At 66.4% G+C, this 23,571-nt stretch carries 21 protein-coding genes and 2 pseudogenes; 17 read left to right on the top strand and 6 right to left on the bottom strand.

Annotated elements, in window-relative coordinates:
* The first annotated feature begins 59 nt into the window (after positions 1-59).
* The 4 genes from B2X67_RS17100 (at position 60) to B2X67_RS17085 (ending at position 4,157) form a co-directional block, all read left to right on the top strand.
* The gene (locus tag B2X67_RS17100; RefSeq protein ID WP_286786231.1) at positions 60-2,090 is read left to right on the top strand and encodes a TRAP transporter permease; all 2,031 of its coding nucleotides are present in this window, start codon (positions 60-62) and stop codon (positions 2,088-2,090) included.
* On the top strand, positions 2,087-2,503 hold the full coding sequence (locus B2X67_RS17095; RefSeq protein ID WP_286786230.1) for a DUF1850 domain-containing protein: 417 nt from the start codon (positions 2,087-2,089) through the stop codon (positions 2,501-2,503). Before B2X67_RS17100 ends, B2X67_RS17095 begins: the two co-directional genes overlap by 4 nt.
* Positions 2,504-2,594: 91 nt before the next feature.
* Entirely contained in the window at positions 2,595-3,722 is a 1,128-nt protein-coding gene (locus tag B2X67_RS17090; protein WP_286786229.1) for an acyltransferase family protein, read from the top strand.
* Between the two features lie 93 nt (positions 3,723-3,815).
* The gene (locus B2X67_RS17085) at positions 3,816-4,157 is read left to right on the top strand and encodes a zinc ribbon domain-containing protein YjdM (RefSeq protein WP_282340844.1); all 342 of its coding nucleotides are present in this window, start codon (positions 3,816-3,818) and stop codon (positions 4,155-4,157) included.
* Positions 4,158-4,212: 55 nt separating this feature from the next.
* Here the strand turns inward: B2X67_RS17085 and B2X67_RS17080 are convergent, their stop codons facing one another.
* The 4 genes and pseudogenes from B2X67_RS17080 to B2X67_RS17070 all read right to left on the bottom strand — a co-directional run bounded on the left by B2X67_RS17080 (position 4,213) and on the right by B2X67_RS17070 (position 8,021).
* Complete coding sequence (locus B2X67_RS17080; protein WP_286786228.1) at positions 4,213-4,842, bottom strand: c-type cytochrome; 630 nt, start codon at positions 4,840-4,842, stop codon at positions 4,213-4,215.
* 271 nt (positions 4,843-5,113) lie between these two features.
* Positions 5,114-5,662: pseudogene (locus B2X67_RS20915) on the bottom strand (methyl-accepting chemotaxis protein); the annotation flags it as partial.
* A 312-nt stretch (positions 5,663-5,974) separates the two neighbouring features.
* Positions 5,975-7,006 (bottom strand): annotated as a pseudogene (locus B2X67_RS20910) (HAMP domain-containing protein); the annotation flags it as partial.
* Positions 7,007-7,253: 247 nt separating this feature from the next.
* A complete protein-coding gene (locus tag B2X67_RS17070; protein ID WP_286786226.1) occupies positions 7,254-8,021 on the bottom strand; it encodes a hypothetical protein in 768 nt (255 codons plus the stop codon).
* Positions 8,022-8,331: 310 nt separating this feature from the next.
* Between B2X67_RS17070 and B2X67_RS17065 the strand changes: the two genes are divergently transcribed.
* Genes B2X67_RS17065 through B2X67_RS17055 form a run of 3 tightly spaced genes read left to right on the top strand, consistent with a single transcriptional unit; the run spans position 8,332 to position 9,987 of the window.
* Positions 8,332-8,844 carry a PAAR domain-containing protein gene (locus B2X67_RS17065; RefSeq protein WP_286786225.1) on the top strand — a complete coding sequence of 171 codons (513 nt, stop codon included), beginning with the start codon at positions 8,332-8,334 and terminating at the stop codon, positions 8,842-8,844.
* A 34-nt stretch (positions 8,845-8,878) separates the two neighbouring features.
* Positions 8,879-9,556, top strand: coding sequence for a hypothetical protein (locus B2X67_RS17060; RefSeq protein ID WP_286786224.1), 678 nt, complete (start codon positions 8,879-8,881; stop codon positions 9,554-9,556).
* Positions 9,553-9,987, top strand: coding sequence for a hypothetical protein (locus B2X67_RS17055; RefSeq protein ID WP_286786223.1), 435 nt, complete (start codon positions 9,553-9,555; stop codon positions 9,985-9,987). The genes B2X67_RS17060 and B2X67_RS17055 overlap by 4 nt, the downstream gene beginning before the upstream one ends.
* Before the next feature lie 357 nt (positions 9,988-10,344).
* On the opposite strand, the gene B2X67_RS17050 is transcribed toward B2X67_RS17055, so the two are convergent.
* Both B2X67_RS17050 and B2X67_RS17045 read right to left on the bottom strand, forming a co-directional pair.
* A complete protein-coding gene (locus B2X67_RS17050) occupies positions 10,345-11,844 on the bottom strand; it encodes a CoA-acylating methylmalonate-semialdehyde dehydrogenase (RefSeq protein ID WP_282340830.1) in 1,500 nt (499 codons plus the stop codon).
* Positions 11,845-11,967: 123 nt separating this feature from the next.
* Positions 11,968-13,314: an aspartate aminotransferase family protein gene (locus tag B2X67_RS17045; RefSeq protein WP_090225430.1), complete on the bottom strand. Its 1,347-nt coding sequence runs from the start codon at positions 13,312-13,314 to the stop codon at positions 11,968-11,970.
* 207 nt (positions 13,315-13,521) lie between these two features.
* On the opposite strand from B2X67_RS17045, the gene B2X67_RS17040 reads away from it, so the two are divergent.
* The 10 genes from B2X67_RS17040 to B2X67_RS16995 all read left to right on the top strand — a co-directional run bounded on the left by B2X67_RS17040 (position 13,522) and on the right by B2X67_RS16995 (position 23,352).
* On the top strand, positions 13,522-14,442 hold the full coding sequence (locus B2X67_RS17040; protein WP_282340826.1) for a LysR family transcriptional regulator: 921 nt from the start codon (positions 13,522-13,524) through the stop codon (positions 14,440-14,442).
* A gap of 254 nt (positions 14,443-14,696) precedes the next feature.
* Positions 14,697-16,091, top strand: a complete 1,395-nt coding sequence (locus B2X67_RS17035) for a nucleobase:cation symporter-2 family protein (protein ID WP_286786222.1) — start codon at positions 14,697-14,699, stop codon at positions 16,089-16,091.
* 238 nt (positions 16,092-16,329) lie between these two features.
* Complete coding sequence (locus tag B2X67_RS17030) at positions 16,330-16,995, top strand: TetR/AcrR family transcriptional regulator (protein ID WP_286786221.1); 666 nt, start codon at positions 16,330-16,332, stop codon at positions 16,993-16,995.
* 331 nt (positions 16,996-17,326) lie between these two features.
* Entirely contained in the window at positions 17,327-18,277 is a 951-nt protein-coding gene (locus tag B2X67_RS17025; protein WP_282340823.1) for a LysR family transcriptional regulator, read from the top strand.
* Between the two features lie 290 nt (positions 18,278-18,567).
* Entirely contained in the window at positions 18,568-19,539 is a 972-nt protein-coding gene (locus B2X67_RS17020; RefSeq protein WP_286786220.1) for an isopenicillin N synthase family dioxygenase, read from the top strand.
* Complete coding sequence (locus B2X67_RS17015; protein WP_286786219.1) at positions 19,532-20,290, top strand: alpha/beta fold hydrolase; 759 nt, start codon at positions 19,532-19,534, stop codon at positions 20,288-20,290. The genes B2X67_RS17020 and B2X67_RS17015 overlap by 8 nt, the downstream gene beginning before the upstream one ends.
* Before the next feature lie 31 nt (positions 20,291-20,321).
* Positions 20,322-21,311, top strand: a complete 990-nt coding sequence (locus tag B2X67_RS17010) for an ABC transporter substrate-binding protein (RefSeq protein WP_286786218.1) — start codon at positions 20,322-20,324, stop codon at positions 21,309-21,311.
* The gene (locus tag B2X67_RS17005; protein WP_286786217.1) at positions 21,308-22,114 is read left to right on the top strand and encodes an ABC transporter ATP-binding protein; all 807 of its coding nucleotides are present in this window, start codon (positions 21,308-21,310) and stop codon (positions 22,112-22,114) included. The genes B2X67_RS17010 and B2X67_RS17005 overlap by 4 nt, the downstream gene beginning before the upstream one ends.
* A gap of 1 nt (position 22,115) precedes the next feature.
* Positions 22,116-22,883 carry an ABC transporter permease gene (locus B2X67_RS17000; RefSeq protein ID WP_286786216.1) on the top strand — a complete coding sequence of 256 codons (768 nt, stop codon included), beginning with the start codon at positions 22,116-22,118 and terminating at the stop codon, positions 22,881-22,883.
* Position 22,884: 1 nt separating this feature from the next.
* Entirely contained in the window at positions 22,885-23,352 is a 468-nt protein-coding gene (locus B2X67_RS16995) for a nucleoside deaminase (protein ID WP_286786215.1), read from the top strand.
* Positions 23,353-23,571: the final 219 nt, after the last annotated feature.

Raw genomic sequence — 23,571 nt, 5'->3', positions numbered from 1 at the left:
TCCCGCCATCGCGGGCGGCCCTGATCGGGGCCGCCCGCCAGCTGTTTCGGAGTGAAATCATGAGCGAGACCTCGCACGGCCTTGCAGCGGACGCTGAGCATTGGCCCAAGACGCTGTTCGCCGTCGCCCTGCTGTTTTCCACCTTCCAGGTCCTTACCGCCGCCTTTCCGCTGGTATCCACGCAGGTATTGCGCGCCACCCACGTCGGCTTTCTCCTGCTGATGGTCTTCCTCAGCTACCCGCTGCGCGGTCATGCACGCCCCTGGCAGCCGCTGGCCTGGCTGCTTGGCCTCGCCGGCATGGCGACGGCGTTCTACCAATGGTATTTCGAGGCCGACCTGATCCAGCGCTCCGGCGATCTGACCCATGCGGACATGGCCATTGGCATCCTGCTCACGGTGCTGGTATTCGAAGCGGCACGCCGCGTGATGGGCATCGCCCTGCCGCTGATTTGCGCCATCTTTCTTGCCTACGGCCTGCTGGGTGAATACCTGCCCGGCGACCTGGCGCATCGTGGCTACGGCTTCGACCAGATCGTCAACCAGTTGGCCTTCGGCACCGAAGGCTTCTACGGCACGCCGGTGTACGTATCGGCGACCTACATTTTCCTGTTCATCCTGTTCGGCGCTTTCCTCGAGCAAGCCGGGATGATCAAGCTGTTCACCGACTTCGCCATGGGCCTGTTCGGTCACAAGCTCGGTGGCCCGGCCAAGGTCTCGGTGGTTTCCTCTGCGCTGATGGGCACCATCACCGGCTCGGGCGTGGCCAACGTGGTCACCACCGGGCAGTTCACCATCCCGCTGATGAAACGCTTCGGCTATCGCCCGGCATTTGCCGGCGCGGTAGAGGCGACCGCCAGCATGGGCAGCCAGTTGATGCCGCCGGTGATGGGCGCGGTGGCCTTCATCATGGCCGAGACCATCAACGTGCCCTACGTCGAGGTGGCCAAGGCCGCCCTGATACCGGCGCTGCTGTACTTCGGTGCGGTGTTCTGGATGGTCCACCTGGAAGCCCGCCGTGCCAACCTCAAGGGTCTGCCCAAAGACCAGTGTCCGAGCGCCTGGGCCGCAGTGAAGGAACGCTGGTACCTGCTGATTCCGTTGCTGGTCCTGATCTACCTGTTGTTCTCCGGACGCACGCCGATGTTTTCCGGCACCATCGGCCTGGCACTCACCGCCATCGTCATCCTCGGCTCCGCGATCATCCTGAGGGTGTCCTCAACAGCTTTGCGCCTGATCTTCTGGATCGTCCTTGGGGTGCTCTGCGCCGGATTCTTCCAGCTCGGCATCGGCGTGGTGTTCGGCGTAATCGGCCTGCTGGTGGTGGCCTGCTGGTTCGTCAAGGGTGGCCGCGAGACCCTGCGCGCCTGCGTGCGGGCGCTCGCCGAGGGTGCCCGCCACTCGGTGGCCGTGGGCATTGCCTGCACGTTGGTCGGGGTGATCATCGGCGTGGTCTCGCTGACCGGCATCGCCACCACCTTCGCCGGTTATATCCTGGCCATCGGGCAGAGCAACCTGTTCCTTTCGCTGGTGCTGACGATGATCACCTGCCTGATCCTCGGCATGGGTATCCCGACCATCCCCAACTACATCATCACCAGTGCCATCGCCGCGCCGGCTCTGCTCGACCTCGGCGTGCCGCTGATCGTCTCGCACATGTTCGTCTTCTATTTCGGCTTGATGGCCGACCTCACCCCACCGGTGGCCCTGGCCTGCTTCGCCGCCGCGCCGATCGCCAAGGAGAGCGGCTTCAAGATCAGCCTGTGGGCGATCCGCATTGCCGCCGCCGGCTTCGCCGTACCGTTCATGGCGGTCTACGACCCGGCCCTTATGATGCAGGGCGACAGCCTGCTGGACACCCTGTACATGCTGGTCAAAAGCTCGTTCGCCGTGGCCCTCTGGGGCGCCGCGGTGGTCGGCTTCCTGCAGGTGCGGCTGCCCGGCTGGGAGCGACTGCTGGCATTCGCAGCCGGTGTCGCGCTGCTGCTGGCAGCACCGATCAGCGACGTCGTCGGCTTCGCCCTCGGCATCGCCCTGGTCGCCCAGCACCTCTGGCGTGCGCGCAGGACGCCGCTGCCGGTTGCTCCTTGATCGGTCTGTGCATCGGCCTGGCCGGGGCGTTGTGGGCGCAGGAGCCAACAGCCGACTTCACCCTGGCCTGGCGTCACACCATCGAGAAGATTCGCTGGGAGGAGGACTACCACCTCGACGCCGAGGGCCTTCACCTCGGCGAGGCGCGGGTTCGCGGAAGCGGTGCGGGCATGGAGATTCCCGACGGTGCGGTACTCCGTGACGGCAGCTGGCACTACCGGCGCGACCTGCCGGCGCTGCAGCCCCTGCGCCTGGGCCGCACGCCGGAGGCTGGCGATTTCGAACTGTGCGTGGCCGGGGCCTGCCGGCCCCTCGCCCATTGGATCGGCCCGCCGCGGGCAAGCCAGCCGGCCGTGGAGTTGTGGAGCTGCGCCATTAGTCAGCAACCGAAACACCATTCGTCCCCGCCATGAAACTTCCCGTGACGCTTCTCTTCCCATCCTAGGGAGGCAAAGTGCCAGCTTGATGGATAGCGCCTCCCCGGCAAGGACATTGGGGAGTGCGATGCAGACATTTCGTGGAATTGAAGGCGCCAGAGGCTGGCTGGCCTGGCTCGTGGTACTGGCTCACGTGGTCGCGCTGACCGGCGTGCGTCAGGCATGGCCGCAGCTCAACGCGTTGAACGCCGCCGGCGACTGGGCGGTCAGCCTGTTCATCATCATCAGCGGCTTCGTCATCACCCACCTGCTGCTGGTCAAGGCCGAACCTTATCCGCTGTACATCGGCCGGCGCCTGCTGCGCCTGTACCCGGCCTACCTGGTCGCGCTGGCGGCGGGAATATGGATTCTGCCGCTGGGCTTCGAGGCGATGGACTCCCTGGAGTGGCAGGACGCCGTGCTGGCCCAGCATTACCTGCGGCAGGCCGCGGAAGTCACCCATGGGCATCTGGGCTGGCATGTGTTCTGGCACGCCCTGCTGCTTCATGGTGTGATACCCAACAATCTGCTCGACGAGTCCGAGTACTTCTTTCTCACGCCGGCCTGGAGCGTGTCGCTGGAGTGGCAGTTTTACCTGCTGGCGCCGCTGCTGGTCCAGGGCCTGCGCCATCGACGCTGGCAGCCGGTGGTCCTCGGTGCCGCCGTGTTCGGCTACCTGGCCTACCGCAAGGGTCTGTTCGGCGAGTTCTCCCTGCCAAGCATCCTGCCCGGGTCGATCGGTTATTTTCTGGTGGGCATAGGCACACGCCTGGCGATCGAGCGGGTCGGCACGCTGGAGAGCTACCCCACGCCGCTCGTGGTCGGTGCGATTCTGCTGGCGCTGGGCGCACCTCAGTTGATGCCGCTGGTCGGCTGGCTGGTACTGATGAGCTATGCGCTGCTAAGCGACAAGGCCCTGGCCAGCAACGACCCGATCGTCTTCCTGCTCCGCCGGGCACTGGACAGTCGCGTGGCCGCGCAGGCCGGGCTGCGTTCCTATTCGGTCTACATCCTGCACTGGGTGATCGTGAACCTGGTGCTCTGCCTGGTGGTGAAGAGTCATATGGGTCTTTCTTCCTGGCAGACCTTCACCCTTACCCTGAGCGGCACGCTGCTGCTGACCCTGGTCGGTTCGGAGATACTCCACCGCCTGGTTGAAAAGCCCGGCATCGCCCTCGGCCGCCAGCTCGGTCGGAAGAAGGCCGCTGCGGACTGACTTCTCCAAGGGCGATAGCCCGGCCGCGACGCCAAAGGCGACAAAACCCTATACAATCCGCGGCCTTTCGCCATCCGAACAAGGAGCCTCTTCGTGAGCACCCTGCCAGCCTGCCCCCAGTGCAATTCCGAATACACCTATCAAGACGGCGCCATGCTGGTGTGCCCGGAGTGCGCCCACGAATGGTCGGCCAGCGCCGAAGCCGCGCCCGGCGAGGACGCGAAGGTGATCAAGGACTCGGTCGGCAACGTCCTGCAGGACGGCGACACCGTCAGCGTGATCAAGGACCTCAAGGTCAAGGGCTCCTCGCTGGTGGTCAAGGTCGGCACCAAGGTCAAGGGCATCCGCCTCGTCGACGGCGACCACGACATCGACTGCAAGATCGACGGCATCGGCGCGATGAAGCTCAAGTCGGAGTTCGTCCGCAAGGTCTGATGCAGATCGCGCACAAAAAAGCCCGGCCGATGCCGGGCTTTTTTTCGCCGATCACTCAGGGTGTCAGTTGCTGGACGTAGGCGGCGACGCCTTCGATATCATCCGGCGTGAGGCCGGCGGCCACCGAGTACATCACCGACAACGCCCGGCGCGGGTCCTTGTCGTGGTAGCGGGTCAGCGCCAGGCGCACGTACTCCGCCGACTGCCCGGCCAGGCGCGGGGCCTTTTCCTGACCTTCGCCACGGGGGCCGTGACAGGCATGGCAGACGCTGTCGAACAGCGCCTTGCCGTGCGCGCGCTGCGCCGCGTCGCCAACCGCCGGCAACGGCACGACCTTCTGCTGACTGAAGTAGATGGCGATGTCGACGCGCTCCTCCAGGCTCAGCGACTTCGCCAGGCTCGACATGACGTAGTTGTTGCGTTCGCCGTCGGCGAACTTCTCGAACGAACGGAACAGGTACAGCGGATTCTGCGCCGCCAGGTTGGGGATGTAGTCGCGCTTGCTGTTGCCGTCCTTGCCGTGGCAATGCCCGCACAGGACGATGCGCTCCTGGCCGGCCTCGTAGGCCTTCTGGCGCAGCGTGGCGTCGCCCATCAGGTAGTTGAAGCGCGCCATCGCGTCTTCGTCGCCGGCGTGCGCGCCGAAGGCCAGCAGGCCGATCAGCAGGAGAAACTGAATACGCATCGGGAGTCGTCCTTTACCGCGAGCCGATAGCCCGCGCCGCCGCCGACTATGCCGCGCGGCACCGCGACACTGGCGGACGCACATCAAGGAAAGCGTCGATGCGAAACGCGCGAGACGCACACCGCGCCGACCAGCCGCATCCAGCAAGGCGAAATTTCGACGACCGGAAGCTGTTCACGATCCGGCGAGAACGCCAGGCAAGGCGAAGACACCCGTTGAGGCAGCGTTTTCGCGTTGTGAAATGAGAAGGCGCCCGATCCCGGACAGCTTCTCAGTGCACCCTGAAGCGCTGCACCAGCGCGATCAGCCGCTGGTTGGAACTCATCAGCCCTTCGGTGCTGCGGTCGACGCTGACGCCGCTGCCGACCAGTTCCTCGACCAGCTCGCGCACCGCCACCATGTTCCTGTTGATTTCCTCGGACACCGCGCTCTGCTCCTCGGCGGCGGTGGCGATCTGCGTGCTGAGGTCGGTGATGTGCACCACCGAGGTGACCATCTCGTCGAGACCCTGGGTAACCCGCGCGGTGTTGTCGGCCGTCGCCTGGCAGCTGGACTTGGTCTTCTCCATGGCGCTGACCGCGGAACTGACGCCCTGCTGCAGGCGTGTGAGCATGTCGTTGATCTCCGAGGTGCTCTGCTGCGTGCGCCCGGCCAGCGCGCGGACCTCGTCGGCGACCACGGCGAAACCGCGACCCTGCTCACCGGCGCGGGCCGCCTCGATGGCCGCGTTGAGGGCCAGCAGGTTGGTCTGCCCGGCGATTTCGCCGATCACCCCGAGCACGGTGTTGATGCGCTGCGCATCGTCCTGCATCGCCTGCACCTTGGCGGTGGCGGCGTCCACTTCGTCGACCAGCGCCCGCACGCTGCCCGCCGCGTCTTCCACCACCTCGCGGGTGCTCTGCGCGTTCATGTTGGCGCGCTGGGTGAAACTGGCGGTTTCCGTGGCGCTCTGCGCCACCGAGTCGGCGGTGGAGCTCATTTCGGTGATCGCCGTCACCGCCTGATCGGTCTCCGACGCGTGCCGCGACAGCGCCAGGTTGGTCTGCTGCGACAGCTGCTTGAGGTGATCGATCTCGCTGGCGATCTGGGTCGTCGCCTTGCTCACGTCGACCATCATGTGCTGCAGGTACTCGATGAAGCGGTTGACCGATACGCCCACGTCGTCGACCTCGTCGTGGCCCTTGAGGGCGATGCGTCGGGTCAGGTCGGCGTCGCCGGCGGAGAGCGAGTCGATGTTCGCCTTGAGCACGCCGAGGCGGCCCATCAACTGGCCGAGGGCGAACAGCATCAACAGCAGCAGCACGATCACCATGGGAATCTGCAGCCAGCTGAGGGTCTTCAGCACGGTGTCGCTCTTGGCCGTCAGGTGGCTGGTCGGCAACGCCGCGGCCAGCAGCCAGGGCGTGCCCTCGATGGGCGAAAGGAAGAAGATGAAGTCTTCGCCGCCGGCGCTTTCGTACTCGCTTTCATAGCGCTCGGCACGGTTCGGCACCTTCAGCGCCGCCTGAACGGTGGCGATGAAGGGCGACTGCGCGGCCAGGTCGGAGACATTCTTCAGCACGATGTTGCCGCTGATCTCCGGCTGGTTGCTGAGGATCTTGCCGTCGGCCTCGACCACCATGACCTCGCCGTGGATGTCCTTCTCCTTCTGCGCCACCAGCGCGTTGAAGAAGCCCAGCGTCAGGTCGATGGTGGACACGCCGTAGGGCTCGCCGTCCTTGTAGAGGGTCATCGCGCAGTTGGTACGCGGTTCGGCGCTGGCTTCGTCCTGGTAGGCCGCGGCCCACGCGCAATGACCGCGCGGGGCCTGCATGCCGGCGCGATGCCAGGGCTGCTCGAAGTAGTTGAGCGATTCGGCGGAGTTCCAGTGCTCGTTGAGCGTCAGCTTTCCCGAGGCATCGCGGTGGTAGAACGTGCTGTGCTTGGCGCGCCCCGGCGTGCGCTTGTCCGGCAGCGGCCAGATACCGCCGCCGAACACCTTGGCGTCGCCGTACTGGTCGACCAGCCCAGGCAGCACGCGGTCGATCGTGTCGCTGTCGAGCAGCGGGATGGTCTGCGTGATGCTGCGCGACTGGGCCTGGACCTGGGCCAGCTCCAGCTTGATCCGCGAGCCGATCTCGCCGACCTGCGCCAGGGTGATCTGCTTGCCGGCATCCACCAGCATCGGCGTGACGAACCGGCGGATGCCGAGCACCGTGGCGATCACCAGCAGAACGATGAAGACGACGAAGGTCAGGGTGTAGCGAGCCTTGATGGTATGCAGTGCGTTCATGCTGGGCAGCCTTCCGGGGGGCCAAACGCTACGGGGACGCCGCGTTCTGGTCGAGGGTATCGGCCCGCCGCGGCTTTTGATGAGGGCAGGCAATCAGGGCCAACATCAGCGTAGTTGCCGGCCGCAAAAGCGGCAGGCGCTACTGCACCGGCAGGAAGTTGAGGAACAGCAGGCCCTGGGCGTAATTGACGCCGATGCGCCGGTAACGCTCGTCGAGCACGTCGCTGAGCAAGTCCAGTCGCGCGACGATCTTGCCGAACTCCACGGCGAAGCTGAGGTTGCGCGCATCGGCGGAAATCTCGTTGGAGAGCAGCCACGGATTGCCCTGCAGGTCGCGCCGGCTGGTCAGCATCCAGGTGGCCTTCTCGATGTTGCGCGCGGCGTTGTTGATGAACTGCGCGTTCAGCGAGTCGGTGAGGTAGAACTCGGTACTGCCGCCATGGGCGGTGATCAGCATGCTGCCGACGGCGTAGATGAAAGCGCCGACGCGGTCGCCCTGGAACTCGTTGCTCAGCGCATAGCTGAGCGCCGCCACGTCCTTGCGCCCGCCGAGCGAAGCCAGCGGCTGGTCCCTCTCGATGCCCATCTGCACGCGCTTCTCCGCCGCCTCGATGCTCGGCAGGCCGGTCTTGCGCCATTCCCGCGGGTTACGCCGGTAGAGCTTGTCGAGCAACTGGTAGAGGCTGTTCAGGTTGTTGCGCATGGCGATCGTGGCCAGGCGGTCGGAATGGGTCTGGAAGAACTCGCTGGGCTTGACCGGGCTCTTGTTGCCGACGAACGCCTGGTGGTCCTGATGCCGGGCGCAGCCGCCCGTCAGCGCCAGCAGCAGCGGTAGCAGCAACCAACCCGCGCGCACGGGCAGCGCACGAGGCAGACGGGCGACAAGGTCGCGAAAAGACAGGTACATCGGATCTGGTCCTTAGATCATCGAAGGGCGTGCGTGAGTAAAGCGCACCCAGGTTGTGCTGATGTGACGGACACAAGCAATAGAAGTGCCGCAATGCCGCTCGCAGGGCAACCTCGCCGTCGGCGCGCCATGTGTCTGCGACGTCGCCTGCCCCCATGCGCAATCGTGAAGCCCGTCGCATCGCACGCCGCGCGTGTTCCCGCGGCCTGACGTGGATCAGGCCCGGAGCACGCAAAGCTGGCAACTTGACCAGGCCCCAGGGATCGGGGCGATCGCGGCAAACGCCGTACCGACAGACAAGGAGCTCGCCATGTCAGGAAAACCCGCCGCACGCGTTTCCGATACCGACGCCTGCCCAAAGCCCGGACACGGGCCCAACCCGATCAGCGCCGGCTCCCCCGATGTACTGATCAACCACCTGCCCGCCGCGCGGATCGGCGACCCCACCGGCTGCGGCGACGCGATCAGCACCGGCGTGCCGGGCATCTACGTCAACGGCAAACCGATCGCCTACCTCGGCAGCGCCACCGCGCACGGCGGCGCGATCGTTTCCGGCTCGGGGAACGTGCTGGTGGGCAGCGGCGCCAGCTTCGCGCCGGTGTCGTTCCTCGATCACATGCGCGACACGCCGACCTGGGTCAGCTTCGACCTGCACGACATTCACGGCAGCGCCTACGCCGGCGAAGCCTACGTGCTGACCGACAGCGCCGGCGCCACCCACCAGGGCGCCCTGGATGCTAACGGCCATGCGCGCCTGGACGGCGTGAGGCGCGGCGGCTGCACGCTGCAGTTCCCGCGCCTGGGCATCACCCGCAGCGTCTGAGCGCTCCCGCATACCCGACAAGGACGTCACGAACATGGACAGTACCCACGGCCAGGCCAGAAGCGGCCTGGCAGTCAAAACCGGCGCGCATACGCCCATCGTCGTCAAGCCGGCCTCGCTGGAACTGCTGATCGGCGGCCCCTATACCGACGCGCAGGGAAAGGAGCACACCTACGGTCACGTCGCACTGCGGGTGACGACCGAGGGCACCGATCATGTTTACGATTTCGGTAGATATGCGGGCGAGAAAGGCCCGACCGGCGAAGGTCGCCTGCGGGTATGGAGTGACTTCTCTCGCTACATCGCCAGCCAGAACAGCTACAAGCGCGTTACTGCCGGCTTCCACTATCCGGTACCCGAGGCGAAGGCACGGGCGATCAACCTTCACTTCGATGCACTGCTGGCTGGGCGTAAGCCTCTGCGGGCATCCGGCAAATACATGGCCGAGTACCGTCTGCAGGACGATTATCATGCGCTGAGCAACAACTGCGTGACCCTATCCATGGCCGGCGCGCGCTTGGCGCTGCCGCAGTTGGAGCAGGAAACGGCCAGGCACAATCAGGGCCGCGGAATGAGCCTGGTGGAGCGTGCCGCAGCACGAGTCAGCGGCTGGCCGGCACAGCTGTTCATGCCCGAAGACCTGCACGCGATGCTCGCGGCCAACAAACGCCTGCCAGCCGAAAGGATCGACACCTACGGGAGCAGGCAATGAAAGCAGGTATCACTCATCTGGCCGCCGCATTATCCGCCGCAGCCCTCACCCTCGCGATCACTCACCTGAGAGCCCCCGTCATGGATAAAACCCTCGCTTTTCGCCTGAAAGAGCCTGCGCTGATCTCTACCCCACTCGGCCAGCCGTACTACCTGCTGCCCTCAGAAACAGTGCTCTACCATCAGTACGCATTGGAAGAAGGCCCCGAAATTTACGCGCTCCAGGTGATGGTCAACGGACGACTGTCGATGGAGCGTCTCGCGCCTAACGAGTCTGCTCCACCGCTGCAGCTTTTCGCCGTGGACACCGATGACCTGAAGGGGCTGCTCGCTGATTATCCGCTGAGCAAGGAAGACCTGATACGCATCCTCAAGGCCCGCCAGGTCACCCGCGAGGAACTGGAGCAGATGGTTCTGGAGTGGGTCGACTGAGCCGTCCCCACAGCGCACGCAGATGAAAAGGCCAGTCTCTCGACTGGCCTTTCTTAACCTGATCAGCATCAGCCTCACGCACGTCACGCGCTCTTGCCTGGAAAATGGCTAATCCTATGCGTGGAGCAGGCCCGTAGGATGGCCGAGCGCAGCAAAACCCATCGCCGCGCGCCCGGGTGTCGCTTCGCTCGACCCATCCTACGAAGCTACGGGAGGAAAGTCGTTGTATGTGCGAAATCGGAAGAGCAAATAGCACTGACGATGGATGACCCGGTCCACTCGCTGATCGACCCATGACAACGTCGACGCAAACGAAAAGGCCAGTCTCCCGACTGGCCTTTTTCATTCACCGCCTACTCAGGAGTTGTTGCTCGGGAAGGCGAATTGCGCGGCTTCGTGGCTGGCGCGTTGTGGCCAGCGCTGGGTGATGGATTTGCGCCGGGTGTAGAAGCGCACGCCGTCCGGGCCATAGGCGTGGAGGTCGCCGAACAGCGAGCGCTTCCAGCCGCCGAAGCTGTGGTAGGCCACCGGGACCGGCAGCGGTACGTTGACGCCAACCATGCCGACTTCGATCTCGTCGCAGAACAGCCGCGCCGCTTCGCCGTCGCGGGTGAAGATGCAGGTGCCGTTGCCGTATTCGTGGTCGTTGATCAGTTGCATGGCGTCTTCCAGGCTGTCGACGCGGACGATGCACAGCACCGGGCCGAAGATCTCTTCCTTGTAGATGCGCATCTGCGGGGTCACGCGGTCGAACAGCGTACCGCCGACGAAATAGCCGTCCTCGTTGCCGGCGACGCGGTAGCCGCGGCCGTCCACCACCAGCTCGGCGCCGGCGGCGACGCCGTCGTCGATGTAGCCGACCACCTTGTCACGCGCGGCGGCGGTAACCAGCGGGCCCATGTCCAGGCCGCAGTTGGTGCCGGCGCCGATCTTCAGGCCCTTGATCTGCGGGACGATCTTCTCGACCAGCGCATCGGCGATCTGGTCGCCGACGCAGACGGCGACGGAGATCGCCATGCAGCGTTCGCCGCAGGAGCCGTAGGCGGCGCCCATCAGCGCGCTGACGGCGTTGTCGAGGTCGGCGTCGGGCATCAGCACCGCATGGTTCTTCGCGCCGCCGAGGGCCTGTACGCGTTTGCCGCGCTTGGCGCCTTCGCTGTAGATGTACTCGGCGATCGGCGTGGAGCCGACGAAGCTGATGGCCTTGACCTCCGGCGCTTCGATCAGCGCGTCCACCGCTTCCTTGTCGCCGTGCACGACGTTGAGCACGCCCTTGGGCAGGCCGGCGCGCTGCAGCAGCTCGGCGATCAGCAGGGTGGAGCTGGGATCGCGCTCGGAAGGCTTGAGGATGAAGCAGTTGCCGCAGGCGATGGCCAGCGGGTACATCCACAGCGGGACCATCGCCGGGAAGTTGAACGGGGTGATGCCGGCGACCACGCCGAGCGGCTGGAAGTCGCTCCAGGCGTCGATGTTCGGGCCGGCGTTGCGGCTGTACTCGCCCTTGAGGATTTCCGGGGCGGCGCTGGCGTATTCGACGTTCTCGATGCCGCGCTTGAGTTCGCCGGCGGCGTCCTCGAGGGTCTTGCCGTGCTCCTGGCTGATCAGCTCGGCGATCTTCGCCTCGTTCTGCTCCAGCAGTTGCTTGAAGCGGAACATCACCTGGGCGCGCTTGGCCGCCGGGGTGTTGCGCCAGGCCGGAAAGGCGGCCTTGGCGGCGTCGATGGCCTGCTGCACGGTGGCGCGGCTGGCGAGCGGCACCTTGTGGATGGCTTCGCCAGTGGACGGGTTGAAGACGTTGGCGGTGCGGCCGGTGTCGGTGACGAATTCACCGTTGATCAGGTGCTGGATGTGGCTCATGTCCGGTTCTCTTGTTAAGGCGTGTAAGGCGCGGGGCTCGTGCCGCCGCGTTGCTCCGCAAGGGCGTTCACGCGTTTGCGAGGAGTTGGATTGCGGGGCGATCTGGTCGCCCCGCCCTGGGAATCAGGCGACGCTGTTCAGCGCGTCGCCGACGGCGCTCATCAAGCGGTCGAGGTCTTCCGGCTTGGCGTTGAAGGTCGGCCCGAACTGCAGGGTGTCGCCGCCGAAGCGCACGTAGAAGCCCTCAGCCCAGAGCTTCAGGCCGATCTCGTAGGGACGCACGATGGCGTCGCCGTCACGCGGGGCGATCTGGATCGCGCCGGCCAGGCCGCAGTTGCGGATGTCTACCACATGGCTGGCGCCTTTCACTCCGTGCAGCGCTTTCTCGAAGTGCGGCGCCAGTTCCAGCGACTGCTGGATCAGGTTTTCCTTGGCCAGCAGTTCCAGCGAGGCGAGGCCGGCGGCGCAGGCTACCGGGTGCGCGGAGTAGGTGTAGCCGTGGCCGAATTCCACCGCGTAGTCGGGCGTGGCCTGACCCATGAAGGTCTGGTAGATCTCGCGACTGGCGATCACCGCGCCGAGCGGAATCGCGCCGTTGGTGATCTGTTTGGCGACGTTCATGATGTCCGGGGTAACGCCGAAATACTCGGCGCCGGTGGCCTTGCCCATGCGCCCGAAACCGGTGATCACTTCGTCGAAGATCAGCAGGATGTTGTGGGCGTCGCAGATTTCGCGCAGGCGCTGCAGGTAGCCGGTGGGCGGCACGATGACGCCGGCCGAGCCGGACATCGGTTCGACGATCACCGCGGCGATGTTCGAGGCGTCGTGCAGTTCGATCAGCTTGAGCAGCTCGTTGGCCAGCTCCACGCCGCCGGTCTGCGCCATGCCGCGGGTGAACGCCATGCCCGGCTGCAGGGTATGCGGCAGGTGGTCGGCATCCATCAACTGGCCGAACATCTTGCGGTTGCCGCCGATGCCGCCGAGCGCGGTGCCGGCGATGTTCACCCCGTGGTAGCCACGGGCGCGGCCGATCAGCTTGGTCTTCGCCGGCTGGCCCTTCAGGCGCCAGTACGCGCGCGCCATCTTCACCGCGGTGTCGGCGCACTCGGAACCGGAGTTGGTATAGAAGACGTGGTTGAGTTCGCCCGGCGTCAGCTCGGCGATCTTCTCGGCCAGCTGGAACGACAGCGGGTGGCCGTGCTGGAAGCCCGGCGAGTAGTCGAGTGTGCCGAGCTGTTTGGCCACCGCTTCCTGGATTTCCTTGCGCGTGTGCCCGGCACCGCAGGTCCACAGGCCGGAGAGGCTGTCGTAGATCTTGCGGCCCTTGTCGTCGAACAGGTAGCTGCCTTCGGCGCCGACGATGATCCGCGGGTCCTTCTGGAATGCGCGGTTGGCGGTGAACGGCATCCAGTGGGCGTCGAGCTTGAGCTGGCTGGCCAGGGGTGGAGTGGCGGTCTGCGGCATGTTCATCGGCGAATCCTCGCGAAGGCGGACAGGGAGTCGTAGCAGCGGCGGCTGGCTCGCCTCTACGGAATAGCACTTGCCGGCGACAGTGACACGCGCATAGATTCTCTAAAATCCGATTATTCCTATCTTCAGTTTACTAACCGCTAAACAATTGCAGCCCCCTGCAAAAGCCCCGGTGCGCGCGGCGCACCCTACGCAAGAGAGCCTCGCATGAGCATCCGCCGCCCCGACCCGCTGGCCCAGGTCAGCGACTTCGATATCCGTCTGCTCAGGCTGTTTCGCAGCGTGGTGGAATGCGGCGGCTTTTCCGCCGCCGAGGGCGCGCTGGGCATCGGCCGTTCGGCGATCAGCCAGCAGATGAGCGATCTGGAACAGCGCCTCGGCCTGCGTCTGTGCCAGCGCGGCCGGGCCGGCTTCGCCCTGACCGAGGAGGGCCGCGAGGTCTACCAGGCGTCGCAGCAGGTGCTCAGCGCGCTGGAAACCTTCCGCACCGAGGTCAACGGGCTGCACCGCCATCTGCGCGGCGAGCTGAACATCGGCCTCACCGACAATCTGGTCACGGTGCCGCAGATGCGCATCACCCACGCCCTCGCCCGGCTCAAGGAGCGCGGCCCGGACGTGCGCATCCAGATTCGCATGATCCCGCCCAGCGAAGTCGAGCAGGGCGTGCTCGGCGGCAGCCTGCACGTCGGCGTGGTGCCGCAGGCCGGCGCCCTGCCCGGCCTGGAATACCTGCCGCTGTACAGCGAACGTTCGCAGCTCTATTGCGCGGTGGGCCACCCGCTGTTCTACGTCGACGACGATGCGCTGGAAGACCGCCGCCTGAACGACCAGGACGCCATCGCGCCGACCTTCCGCCTGCCCACCGAAATCCAGGCGCACTACGGCGCGCTGAACTGCAGCGCCAGCGCCTCGGACCGCGAGGGCATGGCCTTCCTGATCCTCACCGGGCGCTACATCGGCTATCTGCCCGATCACTACGCGAGGCAGTGGGTGCAGCAAGGCCGCCTGCGGGCGCTGAAACCGGGGACGCGCTTCTACGACCTGAGCCTGGCATCGGTGACGCGCAAGGGCCGGCGCCCTCACCTGGTGCTGGAGAGCTTCCTGGAGGCCCTGGCGGCGACTGGCTGAGGAAACAGTTACGCAAAGGGCTGCCACCGCTCCACCCACGGCGCACACATCTCGCAACATTCTGGTGCGTAGCGCGCCTATGCGTGGCTGGGGGAAAAATTCTTATCAATCTCTTCTCAACGTTTATCCATTTGATTAAAAAGGATAAAATAGCAATGAGCGAGAGCTCAGAGTCCTAAAAGCTGGTCACATGGTCAGCTTTTTGCTTAGTGCGGAGGCCCACGACGGCCCCACTCAGCCAACACGAGTACCGCATGAACGCCGAATCCGAAAACGCACCCGATCTGATCTACGGACTGGAAGACCGCCCGGCCCCCGTCGCCGCCGTGTTCGCCGCACTGCAACACGTGCTGGCCAGCTTCGTCGGCATCATCACCCCGCCACTGGTGATCGGCTCGGTGCTCGGGCTCGGCGCACACCTGCCGTACCTGATCAGCATGGCGCTGATGGTCTCCGGGGTCGGCACCTTCATCCAGGCGCGCCGCCCGTTCGGCATCGGCGCCGGGATGATCTGCCTGCAGGGCACCAGCTTCGCCTTCCTCGGCGCTGTGCTTTCCGCCGGTTTCATCGTCAAGAGCCGTGGCGGCAGCCCGGAAGACATCCTCGCGATGATCTTCGGCGTGTGCTTCTTCGGCGCCTTCGTGCAGATCGTCCTCAGCCGCTTCATCGGCCGACTGCAGCGCCTGGTCACCCCACTGGTGACCGGCATCGTCATCACCCTGATCGGCGTAAGCCTGATCAAGGTCGGCGTCACCGACCTCGGCGGCGGCTTCAACGCACCGGACTTCGGTGCCCCACGCAACCTCGCCCTCGGCGCGCTGGTGCTGGTCACCATCATCCTGCTGAACCGTTCCAACCGCCCCTGGGTGCGCCTGTCGGCGATCATCATCGGGCTGGCGATCGGCAGCCTGGCCGCCTGGTTCAGCGGCAAGCTGGTGCCGCAGCCGCTGCCCGACCTGCCGCTGATCAGCCTGCCGATCCCGTTCCGCTTCGGTTTCGCCTTCGACTGGACGGCGTTCCTCCCGGTCGCGCTGATCTACGTGATCAGCACCATCGAAACGGTCGGCGACCTGACCGCCAACTGCATGCTCTCGCGCAAGCCCATCGAAGGCGCCAGCTACGTGCAGCGGCTCAAGGGTGGCGTGCTCGGCGACGGCGTCAGCTGCCTGCTGGCGGCCACCTTCAGCGCCTTCCCCAACACCACCTTCGCGCAGAACAACGGGGTCATCCAGATGACCGGCGTGGCCAGCCGCCATGTCGGCCTCTACATCGGCGCGATCCTCTTCGCCCTGGGTCTGTTTCCGCTGCTGGGCGCGGTGCTGCAGCAGATTCCCAAGCCGGTGCTCGGCGGCGCCACCCTGGTGATGTTCGGCAGCGTGGCTGCCGCCGGCATCCGCATCCTTGCCCGCGCGCCGCTTGACCGCCGCAGCATGCTGATCATCGCCGCCTCGTTCGGCGTTGGCCTGGGCATCGCCGCGCAGCCGACGCTGCTGCACGAGTTGCCGAAGATCGTGCAGAACCTGTTCGACTCGGCGATCACCTGCGGCGGCCTGACCGCGATCATCCTCAACCTGGTGCTGCCCCTGGAGCGGACGAGCACACCGGTCCGGGCGATCGAGCCCGGCGCGGAAACCCCCGAATCGCCCTGAGCGTGACCTTCTCCTTTTTGGTTGACCTGACCGCCCCTTCTCGCGAGGGGCTTTTTTTCACCTGGCGAGACGCTCGATACGCGCCCGCGAACGCCCCGGAAAAAGGCAAGCACGACGCCGCCACGCACCGCGATCGGGCAGGCCTCGGCAATTTTCAGGATTATCGTTTCGTAGGCTTGTCTCGCGCCGATCTGTGGAGTATCTGTTCTCCCGCCCAAGCTGACTCACCGGATAGGTAATGACCGCCGATACCCCCGCCGTGACCGCACCGTCCAACGGAAAGCCCGCCGGTCGCATCCGCCAGAAGAACGAAGAAACCATCCTCACGGCCGCCACCGAAGAATTCGCCCGGCACGGTTTCAAGGGCACCAGCATGAACACCATCGCCCTGCGTGCGGGGCTGCCCAAGGCCAACCTGCATTACTACTTCAGCAACAAGCTGGGGCTGTACATCGAGGTGATGCGCAACATCCTCGAACTCTGGGACGGCACGTTCAGCCACCTGCGCGCCGAGGACGACCCGAGCACCGCGCTGGCCAACTACATCCGCGCCAAGATGGAATACTCGCGACGCGAACCGCTGGCCTCGAAGATCTTCGCCATGGAAGTGATCAGCGGCGGAGCCTGCCTGTCCGAGCACTTCAGCCAGGACTACCGCGACTGGGTACGCGGCCGCGCCGCGGTGTTCGAGGCGTGGATCGCGCAGGGCAAGATGGACCCGGTCGACCCGATCCACCTGATCTTCCTGCTGTGGGGCAGCACCCAGCACTACGCCGACTTCTCCAGCCAGATCTGCAGCCTGATGGGCCGCAAGAAGCTCACCCGCGGCGACTTCGCCGTCGCCACCGAGAACCTCATCCACATCATCCTCAAGGGCTGCGGCCTGACGCCGCCGAGCGCCTGATCCGGCCGCGCAACCGCCCACAGAATCTGTGCACAAAAATGTGCATAACACGGGGACAGGCGCACCGATCCCGCGCCTCGCGGGGCTTCGCCGGCGCTGCTCAAAAAATCGCCAACGGCTTGGGGTGCGACAGTACAACCCACTGACTTTATTGGTTTTTCCTGCTTGACAGCGGCGCCATGCGGGTTTTTCGCAGCTGCCGTGGCAGGCTGCCGCAGAGGCGATCCCCGCCAGCCGCGAACCTGTGGATAAGTCTGCGGACAACCGCCTGGAAAGCAGGCCCGGCAAGGACTGCAGCACCCCACCCTTCACCCCGTTTTCCGGAGTTGCCATGAGTCGTCCGCTGCGTATCCATTCCCCCGCCGTGTACTACTTCGACATGGTCTGCCGCTCGCGCTCGATCCGCGAGGCGGCGCGCCAGCTGAACGTTGCCTCCTCGGCGGTCAACCGGCAGATCCTCAAGCTCGAACACGAGCTCGGCGTGCCGCTGTTCGACCGGCTGCCCGGCGGCCTGCAACTGACCAGCGCCGGCGAAACCCTGGCCCGCCACGTCAAGCTGGTGCTGCAGGACGCCGAGCGTGCGCGCTCCGAACTCGACGCCATGCAGGGGCTGCGCACCGGACACGTGGAGATCGCCACGGTGGAAGGGCCCACCGTCGACCTGCTGCCGAACCTGCTGATGCGCCTGCGCGAGCGCTACCCACGGGTCACCGTCGGCGTCACCACGCTCGGCTCCACGGCGATTCCCGAGGCGGTGATCAGTGGCGCGGCGGACATCGGCCTGGCCTTCGCCCTGCCGCGCACCACCGACCTCAACCAGATGGCGGTGGGCCATTTCCGCCTCGGCGCGCTGGTGGATGCCGCGCACCCGCTGGCCGGACGCAAGGACGTCAGCTTCGCCACCTGCGCCGAGCACACGCTGATCCTGGCCAAGAGCGAGCTGTCGATCCATCACCTGCTCAAGCCGATCCTCGCCCGCCACGCCCAGCGCCTGCGCCCGGTGATCGAGTCGAACTCGGTCGAGCTGTCGCGCCAGCTGGTGCGGCGCGGCATGGGCGTGGCGTTCCAGACCCGCATCGGCGTCGAGGCCGACCGCCACAGCGGCCTACTCCAGCACCTGCCGCTGAACGACAACGGCGGCGTGTTCAGCGACCTCGGCGTCTACGTGCGCAGCGGCCGCTACCTGCCGGTGGCGGTGGACGCCTTCGTCCGCGCCCTGGGCGAGGAAATCGCCCAGCTCGAACGGGCCGAGGCGCTGGAAGTCGAGGCGCAACGCGGATGACTTCTTCATCCACCGAAGCACCGCCCGGTGGATCGGTGGAGCATGATCCACCCTACGAAATGCGCCCGTGCAGGGGCTAACCCCGTGCATGCAGCACGTAGGGTGGATGACCTTTTTTGATCCAGCGAAACACCGCCCGGTAGATCAGTGCAGCGTGATACACCCTACGGAACGTTCCAGTGCTGGGGTGGAGATGGCCGATGCCGTTTTGGCATCGGGGCAGGCGTAATTCTCTTCTTGGGAGCATCAGCCGGCCCACCGTATGCTCGGGCCAACCTTGGAGACAGCTCATGCCCACCTCACTCGACGCCCGCGACCTGCCCCGTACCAGCCTGCCAATCATCGACCTCTCCGGCGCCGAATCCGGCGACCCGCGGCGCCTGGCCGAAATCGCCGCCGATATCGGCAGCGCGTGCCGCGACAAGGGCTTCTTCTATGTCGTCGGACACGGCATCGACCCGGCGTTGCAGGCGGCGATGTTCGAGCAGTCGCGGCAGTTCTTCGCCCTACCGGAGGCGGACAAGCTGGCGCTGCACAAGGCCAACTCCAGCGCCAACCGCGGCTACGAGCCCTTGCGCGGGCAGGTGCTGGAAGCGGGCACGCCGCCGGACCTGAAGGAAGGTTTCTACATGGGCCCGGAGCTGGGCGCTGAGCATCCCGCCGTGCAGGCCGGGCGCTTCAACCACGGACCCAACCAGTGGCCGCAGGCGCTGCCGGAATTCCGCGAGGTGAACCTTCGCTACCTCGAGGCGGTGAGCGACCTGGCGCAACGGCTGATGGGCCTGATGGCGCTGTCGCTGGGGTTGCCGCACACGCATTTCGACGACTACTGCCGCGACCCGCTGACCACCCTGCGCCTGCTGCACTACCCGCCACAGCCGGCCAACGCCGCGCCCGGCGAGAAGGGCTGTGGCGCGCACAGCGACTTCGGCGGGCTGACCCTGCTGCTGCAGGACGGCAGCGGCGGCTTGCAGGTCTGGGACCAGGTCAACGGCGAGTGGCTGTCCGGTACGCCGGTGCCAGGTGCCTACGTGATCAACCTGGGCGACATGATCGCGCGCTGGACCAACGACCGTTACCACTCGACGCTGCACCGGGTGATCAACACCAGCGGCGGCGAGCGCTACTCGATCCCGTTCTTCTACAGCGGCAACCCCGACCACCTGGTGGAGTGCCTGCCCGGCTCCGACGAGCCGCCGCGCTACCCGGCGGTGACCGTCGAGGAACACCTGCGCGAGATGTACCGGCGCACCTATGCCTGAGTCCGCTCACGTCATCCTGATCCACGGCGCCTGGGCCGGCGGCTGGGTCTGGGACGGCCTGCTGCCGACCCTTCGCGACGCCGGCTACCGCCCGCATGCGCCGGACCTGATCGGCAACGGCAGCGATGCCGTGGCGCCCGGCGAGGTCACCCTGGAAGGCTATCGCGAACAGATCCTCGCGCTGATCGCCGCGCTGGACGGCAAGGTGCACCTGGTCGCGCATTCCGGCGGCGGGCTGACGGCCACCGCGGTGGGGGAAGCGGCGCCGGAGCGCATCGCCAGCGTCAGCTACGTCGCCGGGATGATGTTGCCCAGCGGCCTGGGCTTCGCCGAACTCTGCGCGCAATTGAGCGCGGAGGGCGAGGATGTCGCCGGAATTGGCCCCTACCTGCAGCCGGTCGACGGCGGCAGCCGCGTGCCGCCGCATGCCGCGCGGGACATTTTCTTTCACGACGCGCCGGACGAAGCCGCCCGGTGCGCTGCCGAACGCCTGGTGATGCAGCCCGACGGCGGTCGCCAGGTCAGCGTGCGATGGAGCGCGGAACGCTTCGGCCGGCTGCCGCGTCTGTACATCGAAGCGCGCGCCGACCGCTCGGTGACGCTCGCCGCGCAACGGCGCATGCAGCAGCAGGTGCCCGGCGCCCAGGTGGTCAGCCTGGCCTGCGGGCACGTCCCGCAGCTGGCGGCGCCGGACCACCTGGCCAGCGCGCTGCTGGGCTTCTTCGCGCAAACCGATTCGTTTCTTGCATGACCTACCGTTCTTCCTCCAGGAGTTCACCCCCATGACGCTCTCCCCGCTCAAAGCCGCGCTGCTCGCCGCCGGCTTGTTCGCCTTCGCCGGCACCTCGCAGGCCGCCGACAAGGTGCGCTGGTTGAACGACTGGCTGCCGGCCGGCGACAAGGCCGCGATCTACCTCGGCGTGCAGAAGGGCCTGTTCGCCGCCGAAGGCCTCGAGGTGGAAATCGGCAGCGCCCGTGGCGGCAGCGACGTGGTCACCAAGCTGGCCACCGGCAGCGCCGACTTCGGCTCCGCCAGCCTGCCGGCCCTGCTGCAGGCGCGCGCCCAGGGCGAAGTGCCGGTGGTGGCGCTGGCGCCGATCTACACGCGCCAGCCGGATGCGGTATTCACCACCGAGGACAGCGGCATCGCCAGCATCAAGGACCTGGTTGGCAAGCAGGTCGCCACGCCGACCTTCTCCGCGTCCAACGTGACCTGGCCGCTGGTGCTCTCCAACAACGGCATCGCCGCCGACGCCATCCCGCTGCTCAAGGTCGACCCGGGCGCGATGACCGCCATGCTCGCCACCGGCAAGGTGCAGGCCACGCTGAACTGGGTGACCGTGGCGCCGGGCTTCGAGAAGGCCCTCGCCGAAACCGGCAAGAAGCTGCGCGTGCTGCCCTGGTCGGACTACGGCTTCGACGGCTACGGCCTGTCGCTGATGGGCTCCAAGCGCTTCGTCGACGCCCACCCGGATGTCGCCGAGCGCTTCGTCCGCGCCTATCAGAAGGCCGAGGACATGGCCGTCGCCGACCCGGCCGCAGCCGCCGCGGCGCTCAAGGCCATGGTTCCGGAAATCGACGAGGCGCAGGCCGAAGCCCAGTACCGCGCGTCGCTGCCGCTGATCGACAACCCGGTCAGCGAGAAGCTCGGCAAGAAGACCTTCGACAGCACGCTGCTCAACACCACCTGGGAATGGGTGGCCAAGTCGCAGAACCTGCCGCTGGATACCCTCGACCCGGCCAGCGCCATCGACGGGCGCTTCTCCAAGTGAACGAAACGCCCGCGAACGCTACGGAAACCCGGCCGAGCCTGCGCTTCGAGCACGTCGGCCAGGTCTTCCCGGCCTCCGACGGCAGCCGGGTGGTGGCCCTGGAGGATGTCGATTTCAGCATCGGCCGGCACGAGTTCGTCGCCGTGATCGGCCCGTCCGGGTGCGGCAAGAGCACGCTGCTGCGGGTGCTCGCCGGTCTGGTCAGGCCGACCTCCGGGCAGGTGCAGATCTACGGCCTGCCGGTGAACGGCCCGCGCGAGGAGATCGGCATCGTGTTCCAGAAGCCGACCCTGCTGCCCTGGCTGAGCATCGCCGACAACGTCACCTTCCCGATGAAGCACAAGTACGGCCGGGTGACGCCGCAGGAACGCCAGCGCGCCGGCGAGCTGCTGCAGATGGTCGGCCTCGCCGAGTTCGCCGACAAACGCCCGGACGAGCTGTCCGGCGGCATGCAGCAGCGCGCGGCAATCGCCCGGGCGCTGCTGCACGATCCGGAAATCCTGCTGATGGACGAGCCGTTCTCGGCGCTCGACGCGCTGACCCGCGACGAGATGAGCCTGGAGCTGCTGAACATCTGGACGCAGCGGCCGAAGACCGTGCTGTTCATCACCCACTCGATTCCCGAGGCGCTGCTGCTGGCCGACCGCATCCTGGTGATGTCGGCACGGCCGGGGCGCGTGCGCGAGATCATCGAGGTCGACCTGCCGCGCCCGCGGTCCCTGGAAACCCTGACGGAGCCGCGCTTCCATGAGCTCGCCAACCACATCCGCCGACAGGTCTTCTCGCGTGTCGTCGGGCTCTAGGATGAGCGCACGCTGGAAGGACGGGCTCGCCCCGCTGTGCGCCTTCATCGCCCTGCTCGCGCTCTGGGAAGCCGCCTGCCGGCTGTTCGCCATTCCCGGCTTTGTGCTGCCCTCGCCCAGCGCCATCGCCGCTGCCGCGTACAAGGTCGCGCCGGGCACCTGGGCCGGGCACATCGGCGCCACGCTGAAGGTCAGCCTGCTCGGCTACGGCCTGTCGATCCTGGTCGGGATTCCGCTGGCGATCGCGCTGTCGGCGTCGAAGGCGCTGTCGCGCACGCTCTATCCGTTGCTGGTGGTGGTGCAGTCCACACCGATCGTGGCGGTGGCGCCGATCATCGTCGTGGTGCTCGGTGCCGGCGACCTGCCGCGGGTGTTCATCACCTTCCTGATCGCGTTCTTCCCGATCGTGGTGTCCACCGTCACCGGCCTGCAATCGACCCCCGCCGAGCTCATCGAACTGTCGCAGTCGCTCGGCGCCAGCCGCCTGCGCGAGTACCGCAACATCCGCCTGCCCTACGCCATCCCGCACATCTTCGCCGCCCTGCGCATCTCCATCACCCTCGCGGTGATCGGTGCGGTGGTCGCCGAATTCGTCGCCGCGGAGAACGGCCTGGGCTACTTCATCAACTTCTCCACCTCGTTGTTCCAGGTCCCGCAGGCGTTCGCCGCGCTGATGATGCTGGTGCTGATCAGCCTGATCCTGTTCCAGCTGGTCGGTCTGGCGCAGCGCCTGCTGTTCGCCTGGAGCCTGCCCAAGAAGAGCCCATGACATGACCGATCACGAAACCCTGCTGCGCAAGAGCTTCGACGTTGCCCGCCGCGCCCACGAGAACGGCGCCCACCCCTTCGGCGCAATCCTGGTGGACGCCGACGGCAAGGTGCTGATGGAACAGGGCAACGCCTACCTGCCCGACCACGACATGACCGGACACGCCGAGCGCGTGCTGATGACCCGTGCGAGCACCACCTACAGCCCGGAGTTCCTCGCCAACTGCAGCATGTACACCTCCGCCGAACCCTGCGCGATGTGCGCCGGCGCGGCCTACTGGGCGGGCCTGGGACGGGTCATCTACGGCCTCTCCGAAGCGCGCCTGAAACGCATCACCGGCAACCACCCGGAAAATCCGACGCTGGACCTGCCATGCCGCGTGGTGTTCGACGCCGGCCAGCGCAAGGTCGAGGTGATCGGCCCACTGCTCGAGGAAGAGGGCGCGGAGCTGCACGACGGCGTGTGGTGATCGGCCGCACCGAAAGACGACGTCTCGCTCCGCAATGGTGCGACGACTTATCATGTGGCCGACCTTTGCGTCGGCCTTCTTATTGCACTGAAAAGCCGCCTGGCTTCCCGGCCAGGCTTGCCGGACGCCGCAGAAGCGCGCGCCGAGCACCGTTCTGCTGGCCTTTTGACAAAACTTGACCCACTGGCCAGGTTTTTGCTTTCGACAAGCCCATCCCGC

The organism is Pseudomonas sp. UBA3153, assembly GCF_002364635.1.
GTDB lineage: Bacteria > Pseudomonadota > Gammaproteobacteria > Pseudomonadales > Pseudomonadaceae > Pseudomonas_O > Pseudomonas_O kuykendallii.
Note: the sequence above shows the minus strand (reverse complement) of the source record. Positions and strands in the feature narration are given on the sequence as shown.